General features: G+C 72.7%; 18 protein-coding genes. 10 read left to right on the top strand and 8 right to left on the bottom strand.

From position 1 onward, the window contains the following. On the bottom strand, positions 1–1,280 hold a 1,280-nt coding region (locus tag AC1DT4_RS06830), incomplete at its 3' end, for a hypothetical protein (RefSeq protein ID WP_477089018.1). A gap of 22 nt (positions 1,281–1,302) precedes the next feature. On the opposite strand from AC1DT4_RS06830, the gene AC1DT4_RS06825 reads away from it, so the two are divergent. Next, the gene (locus AC1DT4_RS06825) at positions 1,303–1,821 is read left to right on the top strand and encodes a M15 family metallopeptidase (protein WP_477089017.1); all 519 of its coding nucleotides are present in this window, start codon (positions 1,303–1,305) and stop codon (positions 1,819–1,821) included. An 11-nt stretch (positions 1,822–1,832) separates the two neighbouring features. Here the strand turns inward: AC1DT4_RS06825 and AC1DT4_RS06820 are convergent, their stop codons facing one another. Next, positions 1,833–2,210: an iron chaperone gene (locus AC1DT4_RS06820; protein ID WP_477089016.1), complete on the bottom strand. Its 378-nt coding sequence runs from the start codon at positions 2,208–2,210 to the stop codon at positions 1,833–1,835. A 2-nt stretch (positions 2,211–2,212) separates the two neighbouring features. Continuing rightward, positions 2,213–2,659: a nitroreductase family deazaflavin-dependent oxidoreductase gene (locus AC1DT4_RS06815; protein ID WP_477089015.1), complete on the bottom strand. Its 447-nt coding sequence runs from the start codon at positions 2,657–2,659 to the stop codon at positions 2,213–2,215. A gap of 212 nt (positions 2,660–2,871) precedes the next feature. Between AC1DT4_RS06815 and AC1DT4_RS06810 the strand changes: the two genes are divergently transcribed. Then, on the top strand, positions 2,872–3,147 hold the full coding sequence (locus tag AC1DT4_RS06810; protein WP_477089014.1) for an adhesin: 276 nt from the start codon (positions 2,872–2,874) through the stop codon (positions 3,145–3,147). A 139-nt stretch (positions 3,148–3,286) separates the two neighbouring features. Here AC1DT4_RS06810 and AC1DT4_RS06805 read toward each other — a convergent pair whose 3' ends face one another. Beyond that, complete coding sequence (locus tag AC1DT4_RS06805; protein ID WP_477089013.1) at positions 3,287–3,907, bottom strand: FMN reductase; 621 nt, start codon at positions 3,905–3,907, stop codon at positions 3,287–3,289. 23 nt (positions 3,908–3,930) lie between these two features. Continuing rightward, complete coding sequence (locus tag AC1DT4_RS06800; RefSeq protein ID WP_477089012.1) at positions 3,931–5,088, bottom strand: LLM class flavin-dependent oxidoreductase; 1,158 nt, start codon at positions 5,086–5,088, stop codon at positions 3,931–3,933. 146 nt (positions 5,089–5,234) lie between these two features. Between AC1DT4_RS06800 and AC1DT4_RS06795 the strand changes: the two genes are divergently transcribed. From AC1DT4_RS06795 to AC1DT4_RS06760, 8 genes are all read left to right on the top strand, one after another. Continuing rightward, entirely contained in the window at positions 5,235–6,317 is a 1,083-nt protein-coding gene (locus AC1DT4_RS06795) for a PIG-L deacetylase family protein (RefSeq protein WP_477089011.1), read from the top strand. Further along, the gene (locus AC1DT4_RS06790; protein ID WP_477089010.1) at positions 6,314–7,282 is read left to right on the top strand and encodes an ATP-grasp domain-containing protein; all 969 of its coding nucleotides are present in this window, start codon (positions 6,314–6,316) and stop codon (positions 7,280–7,282) included. Before AC1DT4_RS06795 ends, AC1DT4_RS06790 begins: the two co-directional genes overlap by 4 nt. Further along, a complete protein-coding gene (locus tag AC1DT4_RS06785) occupies positions 7,282–7,989 on the top strand; it encodes a PHP domain-containing protein (RefSeq protein ID WP_477089009.1) in 708 nt (235 codons plus the stop codon). Before AC1DT4_RS06790 ends, AC1DT4_RS06785 begins: the two co-directional genes overlap by 1 nt. Beyond that, the gene (locus AC1DT4_RS06780; protein ID WP_477089008.1) at positions 7,986–9,473 is read left to right on the top strand and encodes a glycosyltransferase family 2 protein; all 1,488 of its coding nucleotides are present in this window, start codon (positions 7,986–7,988) and stop codon (positions 9,471–9,473) included. Before AC1DT4_RS06785 ends, AC1DT4_RS06780 begins: the two co-directional genes overlap by 4 nt. Further along, complete coding sequence (locus tag AC1DT4_RS06775; RefSeq protein WP_477089007.1) at positions 9,470–9,655, top strand: hypothetical protein; 186 nt, start codon at positions 9,470–9,472, stop codon at positions 9,653–9,655. Before AC1DT4_RS06780 ends, AC1DT4_RS06775 begins: the two co-directional genes overlap by 4 nt. Then, positions 9,652–10,002, top strand: coding sequence for a response regulator (locus AC1DT4_RS06770; protein WP_477089006.1), 351 nt, complete (start codon positions 9,652–9,654; stop codon positions 10,000–10,002). The genes AC1DT4_RS06775 and AC1DT4_RS06770 overlap by 4 nt, the downstream gene beginning before the upstream one ends. Continuing rightward, positions 9,999–11,786, top strand: coding sequence for a sensor histidine kinase (locus AC1DT4_RS06765; protein WP_477089005.1), 1,788 nt, complete (start codon positions 9,999–10,001; stop codon positions 11,784–11,786). Before AC1DT4_RS06770 ends, AC1DT4_RS06765 begins: the two co-directional genes overlap by 4 nt. Before the next feature lie 106 nt (positions 11,787–11,892). Next, on the top strand, positions 11,893–13,296 hold the full coding sequence (locus AC1DT4_RS06760; protein WP_477089004.1) for an FAD-binding oxidoreductase: 1,404 nt from the start codon (positions 11,893–11,895) through the stop codon (positions 13,294–13,296). Between the two features lie 38 nt (positions 13,297–13,334). Here AC1DT4_RS06760 and AC1DT4_RS06755 read toward each other — a convergent pair whose 3' ends face one another. From AC1DT4_RS06755 to AC1DT4_RS06745, 3 genes are all read right to left on the bottom strand, one after another. Beyond that, on the bottom strand, positions 13,335–13,544 hold the full coding sequence (locus AC1DT4_RS06755; protein WP_477089003.1) for a hypothetical protein: 210 nt from the start codon (positions 13,542–13,544) through the stop codon (positions 13,335–13,337). Continuing rightward, entirely contained in the window at positions 13,525–14,142 is a 618-nt protein-coding gene (locus AC1DT4_RS06750) for a signal peptidase I (RefSeq protein ID WP_477089002.1), read from the bottom strand. Before AC1DT4_RS06750 ends, AC1DT4_RS06755 begins: the two co-directional genes overlap by 20 nt. A 122-nt stretch (positions 14,143–14,264) precedes the next feature. Then, on the bottom strand, positions 14,265–14,975 hold the full coding sequence (locus AC1DT4_RS06745; RefSeq protein ID WP_477089001.1) for a hypothetical protein: 711 nt from the start codon (positions 14,973–14,975) through the stop codon (positions 14,265–14,267). Between the last annotated feature and the right edge of the window lie 74 nt (positions 14,976–15,049).

The raw sequence follows: 15,049 nt of genomic DNA, 5'->3' as shown, positions 1-15,049 counted from the left end.
GTGTGGATCTCGGCCAGGATCACGTCGATCTTGCGCGCCTCGATCCGACCGGCCGCCCACGCGTCACCCAGCACCGGGTACGTGCTGGTGTGGGTGGCACGCAGGACCAGGTCCTGACCCAGGCGCCGGGTGCAGACCAGGGCGCAGGCGACCTCGTCGGAGACCCGTTCCAGGGTGTCCATCGGGGTGCGGTCCGCCAGCTCACGCACGAACCGGCCCTGCAGAGCCTGCATCATCGCGACCGCCTGCTGCGACGCCGCGATGGCGTTCACCAACGCCGCACCCGAGACGTCCGCGACCGGCACCGAGGCCAGCATCGCGACCAAGTCCTCGACCCGCACACCCGGCAGCGGGACCTCCGCGGCGGCCAGGTCCACCACCCGGGCACCCGGTCCGGGCACCGGCGCGCCACCCGGGCGCGAGCCGTGCCCCGAGTCCGCCCACACCAACGATGAGCCGAGAGCCCTCCCCGCAGAGGCCGGCGCGGCGGAGGTCTCGGACGTGACGCGCGGCGCAGGCCCGGAGGTAGGGGCGCCGGACGTCGCCAACGGCGCGACACCCGTGGGTCCGTCGACACGGGTCCCCAGCGGCCGCGCGACGACCTCGTCGCGCACCGGAGCATCCAGCACCGCCGTCATCGTCGCCACCTCCCACCACCGGAACTCAACCGATCCGTCTTCGAACAACTGTACGACCGACGACTGACATTCACCCCTGACCAGGGCGAACGCGACACGCTGGCATCGCATCGGCCGAACCAGTTCGTACACTTGTTCGATGGTCCGCGACATCGACTGGTCGAAGTGGCAGCGCACGCCACGCGGCTGGGTGCGGGTGCCGCCTTCCGGCTGCCCGGCAGGCCACCGGTGGACCACGAGCGGACCGGGTCGCCCGTCGGAGCGGTTCGTCACGTGCGGCTGCACCATCGACCGGCACCACACACTCTGGGTGTGCCCGACGTGCGGCATGCACTGCGCGGAGGGGTGTACTAACACGGCGATGTGGGCGGGCACGACGGTGTCGTCGGGAATCGTCGGCAACCGTCGCGGGGTGGTGTGAGCGCGGGATAGTGGCGGCATGGGGCGACGGGTCGCGGCGGCGGTGGTCGCTGTCGTCGTGGGCGTGGCAGGCTGCGCGTCCTCGGCGCCGAGCCGTGCGGCCCGGCCCAGCGGCTCGCCGACGAGCACGCCGAGTCCCGTCACGGCTCCGGTCGCACCCGACGTCGCCGAGCCGCCGGTGGTGGCGGTCGCGCCGGCATTCACGTCGGCGATCGCGACCATCACCCCTGAGCTGGCCGACCGCATGAGCGCGTCGTGGCGACCGGGCTGTCCGGTGCCGCTCGAGGACCTGCGGTACGTGACCGTCACGCACCGCGACTTCGCCGGCTCGGCCGTGCAGGGCGAGCTGGTGGTGCACGCGGACGCCGCCGAGGCGGTGGTCACGGTGTTCCGGGCGCTGTTCGAGGCGGGGTACCCGGTCCGGTCGCTGCGGCTCGTCGACGACTTCGGGGCGAGCGACGACGCGTCGATGGCCGCCGACAACACGTCCGCGTTCAACTGCCGCGCGATCACGGGCGGCACGGGGTGGTCGGAGCACGCGTACGGGCGTGCGATCGACCTGAACCCCGTGGAGAACCCGTACGTCCGTGACGGGTCCGTCGCGCCGGACGCGGGCCGGGAGTTCGCGGACCGGCCGGACGTCCCGGGCGTGCTCCATCCCGACGACCAGGTCGTCCGCGCGTTCGCGAGCGTCGGCTGGCTGTGGGGTGGTGACTGGACCTCGCCGATCGACTACCAGCACTTCTCCCCGTCGGGTCGCTGACGCCCGACGGCTCAGCCGTCGAGGCGGGCGTCGACCTCGGCCATCCGCCGCGTCGCGATCAGCCGGACGGTCGCCTCGGACAGCGGCGCGTCGGCGTCGAAGTGCAGGGTCGCGCCCGACAACCGCCCCTCGGTCAGCGTGCCGGCCAAGGACGTGGCCAGGGGCGGGCTCATGAGGTGGAGGCTGCAGTGCGTCTTCGCGACGGAGAGCGCCACCAGCCCGGCACCGCGGTACCTGATCGTCGGCACCTGGTAGGAGATCACCTGCTCCGCGTCGGGCACGACGGCGACGAGCCGGTCGCGCACCAGGCGCAGCGCGGAACCCTGAGTCGACGGGATCGCGTCGAGGTACTCCTCGACGGTCGTCGCGGGATATCCCTCACGCACCACGGCTACTCCTCCAGCTCCGACGACGACCGGGCTCCGGACGACCGGCGGTCGACCGAGGACGGGCGGACCGGCGTCGCGACGAGGTCCACGAACTCATCGACGTGCATCACGGCGAGGCCCCGGCGGATCAGCGGGGGCATCAGCCTCGCACCCGCGTCGCCGTGCAGCCGGACGGGGTCGGACAGCGCAAGGACGCGCCCGCGCCGGACCATCCTCGCCTCACCGCCGGCGTCGATGTTCTTCAACCACTGCACGTCCGGCCCGTACGTCAGGGCCAGGACGACGCCGCGCGGCGAGCCGAACGCGAAGACGGGCGTGCGGAACCGCCGGCCGCTGCGACGACCGGTGTGGTGCAGCGTCGCGAACGGCGGTACCCAGTCGGAGATCGTCCCCAGGACCGGGTTGGTGACCCGGCGGTTGACGCGCGTGACCCAGAGGGGGATCGGCATGCGGTCGACGCTAGCGCCGCGTCCGACGACCGGCGAGGTCAGCGGGGCGATGCGGAGCGTAGGCCCGTCGCCGGGCTGCGGCGACCGCTGGACGTGCCGGGTCTCGCCCAGCGGACCCCGAGTTGCGACGTCGGAGCGCCCGTGGTGACGGTAGATGCGTCCGACGAGCCGCCCGCGAGGGCGGCGCCCCCGGCAATGGAAGGAGAGCCATCGTGCTCACCCTGACGGACAGTGCCCGCACCGCCGTCCACACGCTCACGACGAAGGCCGGTCTGCCCGACGGCACGGGCGGACTGCGGATCGCCCAGCAGGAGGCGGGCGGCTTCGAGCTCGCGCTGGTCCCCGAGCCTCTCCCGGGCGACGACGTGGTGACCGACGGATCGACCCGTGTCTACGTCGACCCCGAGGCGTCGATGACCCTGGCCGACCAGCGCCTCGACGTCGAGCCGGCCTCGACGGGCACGGCGTTCACGCTCAGCCCGCAGTAGACGCCAGTCCCCGGGTCGCGGCACGAGCGACCCGGCAGCTGGGCGACGACGGCGGTGCGCCTCCCCCTCCGTGCTCACCGCGTCGCCGCGCACGACGAAGGGGCCCGACTCTCGTCGGGCCCCTTCGTTCGCGTCGAGGTCAGGCGCCGCCCAGCAGCTGGTCGAACGACGGCACCGCGTCGTAGAGCCCGACCGGCGCGGAGGGCTCGCGGTCGGCCACCATCTCGGCCAGCTCGCGGCCCGCGCGGCGGATCCGGTTCGGCAGCGGGTTGACGTCGTCGCCGCCGCCGTCGGCCCAGTCGTCGGTGGCCGCGAACACGGCCGTACCGGCGACATCGGCACGCAGGTAGGCGAACAGCGGGCGCAGCGCGTACTCGAGAGCCAGCGAGTGCCGGCCCGTGCCGCCGGTCGCGCCCACGAGCACGGGCCGCCCGACGAGGGCGTCCTTGTCGAGGATGTCGACGAACGACTTGAACAGCCCGGAGTACGACGCCGAGAAGATCGGCGTGACGGCGATGACGCCGTCGGCGGCCGTGACCTTCTCGATGACGTCCTTGAGGGCGCCGGACGCGAAGCCCGAGAGGGTCATGTTGACGATCTCGTGGGCAACGTCGCGCAGCTCCACGTTCTCGACGTGCGCGGTGATGCCGCGGGCGGCGAGCTCGGTGACGGTCGCGTCGGCGAGGCGGTCGGCCAGCAGGCGCGTCGACGACGGCTGCGAGAGGCCGGCCGAGATGACGACGATGGAACGGTCGCTCATCGTGGTCCCTTTCCCAAGAAGAGTCATGAGGACAGCGAGTCCTCGGCCCGGAGGCCGGTGTACTCGTCGGTCGCGGTCACCGTCTGCTCACGAACGTTACCTGCGGCAACGGCAGCCGCCACCCGCTCGGCGTGCGACGGCGGGTTCGCCGGCACGTGCGCCGGACGCGCGGACTCGGCCTCGGCGCGCAGCACCGGGACGACCTCCGTCGCGAGGATGTCGATCTGCTCGAGCACCGTCTTGAGCGGCAGGCCCGCGTGGTCCATGAGGAACATCTGGCGCTGGTAGTGCCCGACCTGGTCGCGGAACGTGCCGTAGCGGTCGATGACCTGCTGCGGGCTGCCTACGGTCAGCGGCGTGTCGCGCATGAAGTCCTCCATCGACGGCCCGTGCCCGTAGACGGGCGCGTTGTCGAAGTAGGGCCGGAACGCCTTCACGGCGTCCTGCGAGTTCTTGTTCATGAAGACCTGTCCGCCCAGCCCGACGATCGCCTGGTCGGCCTGGCCGTGCCCGTAGTGCTCGTAGCGCTCGCGGTAGAACTTGACCATCTGCGCGGCGTGCTCGAGCGGCCAGAAGATCGCGTTGTGGAGGAAGCCGTCACCGTAGTAGGCAGCCTGCTCGGCGATCTCGGGGCTGCGGATCGAGCCGTGCCAGACGAACGGCGGGACACCGTCGAGCGGGCGCGGAGTGGAGGTGAAGCCCTGCAGCGGCGTGCGGAACTTGCCCTGCCAGTCCACGACCTCCTCCTCCCAGAGGCGGCGCAGCAGCGCGTAGTTCTCGATCGCCAGCGGGATGCCCTGGCGGATGTCCTGCCCGAACCACGGGTACACCGGCCCGGTGTTGCCGCGGCCCATCATGAGGTCCATGCGGCCGTCGGAGATGACCTGGAGCATCGCGTACTCCTCGGCCAGCCGCACCGGGTCGTTGGTCGTGATCAGCGTGGTCGCGGTCGACAGGATGATGTTCTTCGTCGTGCCCGCGAGGTAGCCGAGCATCGTGGTGGGCGACGAGGGCACGAACGGCGGGTTGTGGTGCTCGCCGGTCGCGAAGACGTCCAGGCCCGCCTGGTCGGCGTGCTGGGCGATGGTGAGCATGTTGCGCACCCGCTCCGTGTCGTCCGGCGTCCGGCCGGTCGTCGGGTCGGTGGTGACGTCTCCGACGGTGAAGATCCCGAACTGCATCTCGCGCCTCACAAGGTAAGAGGTTCATGCGTTTGCATGTACTTGCCGCTCAACAGAGGGGTGGGCACACCTATTCCCCGAGGGGGCATGGTCGTGCGCCTGCCTATAGCGTGGGTGCACCGGTCGGCGACGGAGGGCAACACCGCGTGACGAACGAGCAGATCAGGGTCCTCGTGGTCGAGGACGACGCCGACACCGCACAGTACGTGCGCACGGTGCTCGACCGCCGGGGCGGGATGGCCGTGACCGTGGTCCACGAGCCGATGTCGGCACTGGCCGAGGTGGCGGCGCACGAGTTCGACGTGGTCCTCACGGACATCCAGATGCCCGGCATGAGCGGCCTGGAGCTGCTGGGGGAGCTGCGCTCGCGGGCTCCCGGCACGCCCGTCGCGGTGATGACGGCGTTCGCCAGCGTCGACTACGCGGTCGAGGCGCTGCGTCGCGACGCCGACGAGTTCCTGGTCAAGCCGGTCGCCGCCGCGACCCTGCTCGAGCGCATCACGGCGCTCGCCAACGAGGGTCGGATCAAGCGGGCGGCCGAGGGGTCGAGGGAGACGGTGCTCGCGGTCGGCGCGCACCCCGACGACGTAGAGATCGGCATCGGCGCCACGCTGGCGTCGCACCGCGCAGCGGGGGACACGGTCGTCATCCTCACGCTGTCCAGCGGCGCCATCGGCGGCGACGTGCAGTCCCGCCGCCACGAGGCGCTCGCCTCCGCCGGCATCATCGGCGCCCGCCTGTACCTGCACGACTTCGAGGACACCCGGCTGGACCCGGCGGGCGGGCTGATCACGACGATCGAGGACCTGATCCGCGAGGTCGACCCGACGGTCGTGTACACCCACAGCGAGCACGACCGGCACCAGGACCACCGGGCGGTCCGGCAGGCGGTCGACGTCGCCGCCCGCCGGGTCCCCTCGCTCGCGTGCTTCCAGAGCCCGTCGTCCACCATCGACTTCCGGCCGAGCCGGTTCGTGCCGGTGGACGGCTTCATCGAGGCCAAGCTCCAGATGCTCGCGGCGTTCGAGTCGCAGTCGCACCGCGACTACATGGAGCCCGAGCTCGTCCGCGCGACGGCCCGCTACTGGTCCCGCTTCGGCACCGGGCAGTACGCCGAGCCGCTCGAGATGGTGCGCGCCGCCGCGATGCTGAGCAGCACGGCGCGGGGCGCGGGCGTCGTCGCCGTCGAGGAGGCCGCCACGATCGACGAGCACGGAGGTCACGCATGAGGGTCCTGGTCACGGGCGCAGGGGGGCCGGCAGGCGTCGCGGTGATCCGCTCGTTGCTGCGGCGCGGCGACGTCGAGGTGCTCGCGGCCGACATGGACCGCTGGGCCAGCGCGCTGTACCTGGTCGACGCCCCGAACCGGCGCCTGGTCCCCGCCGGACGGGCCGACGACTTCGTCGACGTCGTGCGGGGGATCTGCCGCGACGACCGGGTCGACGTGCTCTTCCCGACCGTCGACGTCGAGCTGCCGAAGCTCGCCGCCGCGCGCGACGAGCTGCTGGCCGACGGCACGATCCTCGCCTCGCCCGCCCTGAGCACGCTCGAGACCTGCCTCGACAAGCTCGAGCTCGCCCGCGCGTGCGCCCGGACCGCGCGCGTGCCGCGGACCGAGCTGCTGGGCACCCCGCAGGCGGTGTCCGGCTGGACCTTCCCGGTCATCGTCAAGCCCCGCCGCGGCGCGGGCTCGCGCGGCGTCCGGCTGGTGGGGTCGCAGGCCGAGCTCGACGCGGTGCACGACGCCGACGAGGACCTGCTGGTCCAGGAGCTGCTGCCGGGCGACGAGTACTCCGTCGACGTCCTCGCCGGCCTCGACGGCACGGTCATCGCCGCGGTGCCGCGCGCCCGACTGCGGGTGGACTCGGGCGTGGCCGTCGCCGGTGTCACAGTCCACGACGAGGAGCTGATCGAGACGGCGTCGGCGATCGCGCGGGCCGTCGGGCTCACGACGGTGGCCAACGTGCAGCTCAAGAGGGACGCCGACGGGCGACCCGCGCTGCTCGAGGTCAACCCCCGGTTCCCCGGTGCCATGCCGCTGACCATCGCGGCCGGCGTCGACATGCCGTCGCTCACGCTCGACGCGGTCCTGGGCCGGCCCGTGCCCGCCCACGTCGACTTCCAGGAGATCGCGAACGTGCGCTACCTCGAGGACGTCTTCCTGCCGATCGCCGACGTCCTGCCACCCCGGTGATGGTGCCGTCCACGCGAGAGGACCACCACGTCCACTCGACGTTCTCCGACGACGCCGTCAGCACGCCGGCCGAGAACCTGGCGGCCGCGCAGCGCGCCGGGCTGCGCGAGATCCGCATGGTCGACCACGTCCGCGTCTCCACCACGTACGTCCCCGAGCTCCTCTCCGTGGTCCGCGCCCTGCCCCGGCTCGAGGGGCTGACCGTCCTGAGCGGGGTCGAGGCCAAGATCCTCGACGCGTCCGGCGCGGTGGACGCGCCGCCCGAGGTGCTGGCGTCCGTCGGCAGCCCGCACGGCCCGGACCGCGTCCTGCTCGCCGACCACCAGCTCCCCGGCACCGACGGCCCGTGGAGTCCCCGCGCCACCCGCGAGCGCATCGACGCCGGTCTGGCCCCGGCGGACGTGGTCGAGCTGCTGGTGACGGCCACGATCCGCGCGATGCACGCCGTCGGCCGGGCGCAGCTCGCGCACCCGTTCTCGATCCTGCCGAAGATCGGCCTGACCGAGGACGACGTCCCCGACCAGCTGCTCGACGCGCTCGCGGAGGCGGCCGTGGCGACGGGCACCCCGGTCGAGGTCAACGAGAAGTGGCGCTGCCCCGGCCCGCGGATCGCCCAGCGGCTGCGGGAGAAGGGCGTGCTGCTGGTCGCGTCGACCGACTCCCACGTGGCCTCCGACGTCGGCGTGTACGCGTGGGTGGGGGCATGACGGAAGCTTTCTGGCACGCCGCGCTGGTCGCGGTGCTCGTCGCGCTCGTCGGCGTCGGCGCGATCCCCGTGCTCGCCGGGCTCTACCAGTACCTGCTCGTCCCCGTGCACGCCTTCCGCAACCACCTGCGGCTGGCGGCACCCCACCTGCCCCGCGTCGTGGTCATCGTGCCCGCCTGGAACGAGGGCGCCGTGCTGGCCGCCTCGCTCGACCGGCTCATGGGCCTGGAGTACCCCCCGGACCGGCTCAAGGTGTTCGTGGTCGACGACGCGAGCACGGACGACACGCCCGACGTGGTCCGCGCCAAGGCGGCGCAGTACGACGACCGGATCGTGCACCTGCGCCGCGAGCAGGGCGGTCAGGGCAAGGCCCACACCCTCAACCACGGCATCCGGTACGCGCTGTCCGACGGCTGGATGGAGGCGCTGCTCATCATGGACGCGGACGTCATCTACCGGCCCGACTCCTTGCGCCGGATGACGCGCCACCTGGCCGACGAGAAGGTGGGCGCCGTCACCGCGTTCATCCGCGAGGGCAGCGGCCGGCCGGGCAGCGTGGCGCGGTTCATCGGCTACGAGTACGTGACCGCGCAGGCCGCCGCCCGCCGTGCGCAGAACGTCATGGGCGCCATGGCGTGCCTCGCGGGTGGCGCCCAGCTGCACTCGCGGGCGAACCTCGAGGCCGTCGGCGGTCAGGTGGACACGTCCACGCTCGCCGAGGACACGTACACCACCTTCCTCACGCAGCTCAACGGGCGGCGCGTCGTGTTCGAGCCCGCCTCCGTGGTGCTGGCCGAGGAGCCGGACAGCGTCACGGCCCTGTGGAAGCAGCGGGTCCGCTGGGCGCGCGGCAACGTCCAGATCACGCGCAACTTCCGCTCGGTCTGGTTCCGGCCGTCCCGCACGCACCACCTGGGCCGCGCCGACTTCGGGATCATCTGGTTCGCCATCTACCTGCTGCCGGTGGCCATGACGTTCGCCGCGGTGGGACTGGTCGGCCTGTACTTCACGGACGGGGTCACGGCGGCGGCCGTGTTCCAGGGGTTCTGGTGGGTGGCCGTGACCGCGTACGTGTTCATCACGGCGACGACCCTGATGCTCGACCGGGAGACCGCCCGCCGCTCGTGGGTGCAGGGGATCGTGTTCCCCGGCCTCGGCGCGCTCGTCGTCATGAGCGCAGCGTGGTTCCCCGACCTCTGGGAGGTGCGGATCCCCGGGCTGCTGGGGCTGGAGATGAGCGACGTGGGCCGGGAGATCTGGACGCTGACCCTGTACTCCTGGTCGGTCCTCGCGATGCTGCTGGCGTGGGTGGTCAAGCAGCTCGAGCGCGCGCGACCGGTGCGGTGGCTCGCGCTGCCGCTGCTCTACGTGGTGGGCTTCGGTCCGGTGCTGTGCGCGATCACGCTGGACGCGTACGTGAAGCAGTGGCGGGGCGCGGCAGCCGTGTGGGACAAGACCGAGAAGACAGGACGGGTGATGGGATGAGCGGCTCGCACCGGGCACCCGGGGGCGACCAGGCCCGCCGTTGGGCGACGCTGACGCCCGCCGCCCTCGAGGACGAGATCCGGACCAACGCGCGGTCGGAGCGCCTGCTGCTGGTCGTGGTCGGGCTGGCGTCCGTCGCGATCACCGTCGTCGCGCTGCTGCTGCACGGGGGTGTCGCGTGAGCGCCAGGGTGCTGGTCGTCGACGACGAGCCCGACGAGCTCGCCCTGATCGCGCGGCACCTGCGGCGGCTGGGCTACGAGGTCGTGCTCACCAAGAGCGCCGAGGAGGCGCTCGGCGACGAGGAGCACCTCGCGGTCGACGTGGCGGTGGTCGACCTCCGGCTGCCGGGCATGGGCGGCTGGGAGCTGGTCGACGTGCTGCGCGCCCGCCGTCCCGGTCTGCCCGTCATCGTCACCTCCGTGCTCGACGCCGACGACTACCCCCCGGTCGACGCCTGGCTGCCGAAGCCGTTCACGGGCGAGGGCGTGCAGGCCGCGCTGGCCCGGGCGCTCGGCGCGGTCCCGTGACCAGCCTCTGGGCGACCGAGCCCGAGAACCTCATCGCCTCGGGCTCGCGCTACCTGCGACGCCTGGCCCGGCACCTCGGTCCGGACGGCGGCGTCGTCGAGCGGCAGCTGCCGTTCGTCGGGCTGTTCGCCGTCGCGCTCGCCACGATGCTCATCCCTGGCGTCAACGTGTCGAGCATGCTCGAGGTCGTGCTGGCCACCCTGTTGACCGCCGGCCAGCTCGTGGCTGCGCGCGTGCTGCCCTGGAGCCGCTGGCACGAGGGCGCGCAGGACCTGCTCCCGATCGTCCAGCTGGTGGCGGTGGCCCTGCTCCGCACGGGCACCGGCGGTCCAGGGTCCGCGTACACCACGATCGCGTTCCTGCCGCTCATCGCGCTGGCGTCGATGCCGGGCAGGCGGCGGGTCGCCATCGGGTCGATCGGAGTCGGGCTCGTCGTGGCCGCACCGGTGCTGCTGGGCGACCAGGGGTTCTCCGTCGACACCCTGGTGCGGACACTCTTCGTCACGCTCGCCGCGACGTTCATCGCCCTCACCGTGCACGAGATCACCGACCGCCTGCGGGCGCGCAGCCGGTCGCTCCTGTCGCTGCAGATGGACCAGGCCGTGCTGCTCGACCGCGCCCGCGCGGACGCCGCGGAGCTGGCCCGCGTCGCCAACACCCGACGGGCGGCGCGCGACCAGCTGATCTCCGTGATCGACTCCGCCACCGAGCAGGCCATCATCGCGACCGACGCCACGGGCCTGGTCGAGGTCTTCAACGCCGGTGCCGAGCGGCTCCTCGGCTACGGGCAGGGCGAGGTCGTCGGCCGCATGCGCCTGACCGAGTTCCACGACCGCGACGAGCTGGAGGCGCGCCGCAAGCTGCTGTTCGACGACGACTCGCCCGTCGACAACCCCCAGGTGCTCGTGGACGCCCTCGTCGCCCCCGCGCTGGCCGGGCGCCCCGAGGTCCGCGACTGGACGTACGTCGCGCGCGACGGCGTGCGGATGACGGTGCGGCTCGCGGTCACCCGCCGGGCCGAGGTGGACGGCACGACCACGGGCTACGTCGTCGTCGCCACCGACGTCACGTCGGAGCGCGAGGCCTCGCGGCTCCAGGACGAGTTCGTCAGCCTGGTCAGTCACGAGCTGCGCACCCCGCTGACGTCCGTGCTGGGCTACCTCGAGCTGCTGACCGACGGCACCGACCCGTTGACCGAGGAGCAGCGCGAGTACCTCACGGTCATCGAGCGCAACGCCCGGCGTCAGCTGCGGCTGGTCGGGGACCTGCTGCTCACGGCGCAGGTGGACGCCGGTCGGTTCGCGATCTCGCCGCAGCACATCGACGCCGGCGACATCGTCCGCGCCTCGATCGAGGCCGCGACGCCCGCGGCTGAGGCGGCGGGGGTCGCGCTGATCCCGTCGGTGACGTCGACGGTGCTCGACGCCGACCCGGTCCGACTCGCCCAGGCGGTCGACAACCTCGTCTCGAACGCGATCAAGTTCACGCCCTCGGGCGGCACGGTCCGCCTCGGGGTCTCGCCGCCCGACGATCCCGGGCGCGGCGGCGCCGTGCTGGTCGTGGCCGACAGCGGCATCGGGATCCCGCCCGACGAGCTCTCCCAGCTCACCACCCGGTTCTTCCGGGCGTCGTCGGCGACCCGACGCGCCATCCCGGGCGTCGGCCTCGGCCTGTCGATCACCAAGGCGGTCGTCGACGCGCACGGCGGCACCCTGGCGATCACCAGCACGCTCGGCGAGGGCACCACGTTCACGATCACCCTGCCGGCCACCCCGCCGGGCTGACGTACTCGTCCGTAACTTCGGACATCCCGGGATGTATCAGGCCGTCGCGCCGTGTCCCCTTCTGCCCGTGCGCCGACCGACGGCGCGGACAGGAAAGGGCTCGACCATGACCATCCTCAGCTCGCCGATCGGTGCGGACTACCGTCCCGCCACCGCAGCAGCCGTGCAGGCGCTCGCCGACTCCGGCGTCCCCGTGCACCTGCCCGGCACCGAGGCGTACACCGGCCTCACGGGCACCAGCAACCTCACCAAGGCCATCAGCCCCGCGGCCGTCGTCGCCGCGCGGGGCGCCCACGACGTCACCCGCACGCTGCGGATCGCGGCCTCCGCAGGCCTGCGCGTCGCGGTCCAGGGCACCGGGCACGGCGCCACGGAGACCATGCAGGACGCGATCCTGGTGAGCACCGTCGCCCTCGACGAGCTCACCGTCCACGCCGACGAGCGGTGGGCGCGCATCGGCGCCGGCGTGAAGTGGGCCGCGGTGCTCGAGGCCTGCGCGCCGTACGGCCTCGCCGGCCTCGCGGGTTCGTCGCCCGACGTCGGCGTCGTCGGCTACGTCACCGGCGGCGGGCTGGGCCCAGTGGCCCGCACCCACGGGCTCGCATCGGACACCGTCCGCGCGTTCGAGGTCGTCACCGGCGACGGCGTCGCGCGCCGCGTCACCGCCACGAGCCACCCCGACCTGTTCTGGGGACTGCGCGGCGGGAAGGGCACGCTCGGCATCGTCACCGCGGTCGAGATCGACCTGGTCGAGCAGGCCTCGCTGTACGCGGGCGCCCTGTGGTTCGCCGACACCGACGCCGCTGCCGTCATCCGGACCTGGAGCCAGTGGTGCGAGCTGCTGCCGGAGGAGGGCACCACGTCGATCGCCGTCATGCGCCTGCCCGACATGCCGATCTTCCCCGAGCCGCTGCGGGGGAGGAGCTCCGTGTCGGTGCGGTTCGCGTGGACCGGCGACCCGGCCGTGGGCGAGGAGATGATCCGCGCGATCCGCTGCCTCGGCACGCCGCTCATCGACACCGTGCAGGTCATGCCGTACGCGGCGCTCGGCGCCGTGCACACCGACCCGATCGACCCGATGCCGCTGCACGAGCACCACAGCCTGCTGCACTCGTTCGGCCTGGACGCCGCCGACCGGCTGCTCCAGCTGGTCGGCCCGGAGGCGCAGTGCGCACAGGCGATGGTCGAGGTGCGCCAGCTGGGCGGGAAGGTCCGCGACGACCGCGGGGTGCCCAGCGCCTTCGCGCACCGCGACGCCGCGTTCTCGCTCTTCACGCTCGGCGTGATGATCCCGGAGATCGCGCAGATCGTCACCCGGGACACCGCCCGGGTGCACGACGGCATGGCGCCGTGGACGCAGGACGGCGGTCTGCCGAACTTCACGGACGCGGCCGGACCGCAGTGGGCCGAGCGGGTGTTCACGCCCGAGGTGGCGCGTCGCCTGCAGACGCTCTCGATGGTCTACGACCCCGACGCCGTGCTGCTCGCGGCCCGGGGCGTGCGCTCCTGACCGGGACGGCGCCGGCCCTTGCGGGGGTCGGCGCCGACCTACGGCGCCGGGTCCACGGAGAACGTGATGGTGACCTCGGTGGAGTCGGTGAACTGCGCGGACGTCGAACCGACCAGCGGGGTCAGCAGCGCGCCGATCGCGAAGGCGACCACGACGCCCAGCCGGACCAGGCCGCCGCGGTCGACGCTGAGGAACCGGCGGGGCCGCGGACCGTCGTCGGAGGGTCGCTCAGTCGAGGAGGAGCTCATCGACCCTCCTGTCGTTGTCGTCGCGGGCCGGGCGCGGTCGGCGGTTCCGTCGACCGTCACCGAACGCCAGCAGCTCGAGCGTAGCGAGCGCGAGCATCGGTGGGACCAGCATGACCGCGCGTCCTTGCGCGGACCCGGCCCACTGCAGCACCCAGCCCCACCCCTTGTGCACGGCGAGCTGCACCCCGCGGATGCGGGTGATGGGCGTGGCGTCGACGTCGGGTTCCGCGTTGGCATCGCCCTTGGTGACGACGTAGGACTTCATGATCTGCTCGCCGTTGTCGTCGAGCTTGGGGACCATCCGGCCGGTCGCTCCATCGGCCCGGAGCTCGGGGAGCTTGCGCAGGGCCACGATCCGGTGGGTGACAAGCTCGCTGGTGCTCCCGGTCGGCCAGAACGAGATGATCTGCCCGACCTTGAGGTCGGACTCGTCGGAGATAGCCCGGAGCACCACGGCGTCGCCGGCGTCGAACTTGGGGGCCATCGAGCCCGACGTGACGATGAGCAGGCGCTGGTGGTGCACCTGGAACCAGAGCGGGACGGCCAGCGAGGTGGCGTAGGCGGCGCCGCACACGATCACGATCGTCCACAGCGCCACGCCGACGAGACGGCGCCAGGTGGGCTTCGGGGTACGAGAACGCCGCCGACCGATCACGCGCGGCGCGCGTCGGTCGACGGCTGGGGCGTCTCGTTGCCCGTCCGACCAGGAGGACATCAGGGTCAGGGGTTGTTGGCCGTCTGCTCGGCGTTGAAGAGCAGAGTGAGCTCGACGCCCGAGTCCTGGTACTGGTTGCCGGCGGTGACAGGGAAGTCGACCCGGGCGCAGAGCCACTCGCTCGGGGTGCCCGCGTCCAGCACCCGCTCGCCGCCCTGGAGGCCCTGCGACGGGTTGCCGACGAGGGCCGTGGTCGTGGCGGGCCAGGGCGTGATCGTCCCGGGCGGGTTCAGCGGCGTGCCGGTGGTCGCGGCGGGCCCACAGTCGGCCGCGGTGGCCACGGCGAACATCCGGAGCTCGAGCACGTTGGCGAGGTTGTCCCCCGAGGCCACCGGGGTGACGCCGTCCCCGTCCTCGAGGACAGGGCTGCCGGCGGGTCCGGCGACCTGGGCGGCGCTGTAGGAGATCGCGTACCGCAGCCCGAGCGAGCCGGTGCTGGAGACGAGCAGGGGCGCGTACGTCGTCGCGCCGGGGTTGAGGTTCTGCGGCGTGAAGGCGAAGGCGGTGGTCGAGCCGACGACCAGGTCGACGGTGCCGCTCTGGATCTCGGCCGTCGCGGCGTCGTTGTCCGTGAAGATGGCGGACGTCGTGAGGGTCGTGGCGCCGATGGCCGCGAGGCCGACGATCGCGACGGTGGTCCAGAGCCGACGGCGACGGGGCGCGTCGCGGTGGACCGGAGCCGGGTCGATCATCTCCTGCAGCAGGTCGTCCATCATGGCGAAACCCTCCTTGGGGCTGGGGTACCTCCAGGTGCATCGGCACCCCCGGGCCCTACTTGAGCCGAACGTAC

Source organism: Cellulomonas sp. P4_D11 (genome assembly GCF_056401915.1).
Note: the sequence above shows the minus strand (reverse complement) of the source record. Positions and strands in the feature narration are given on the sequence as shown.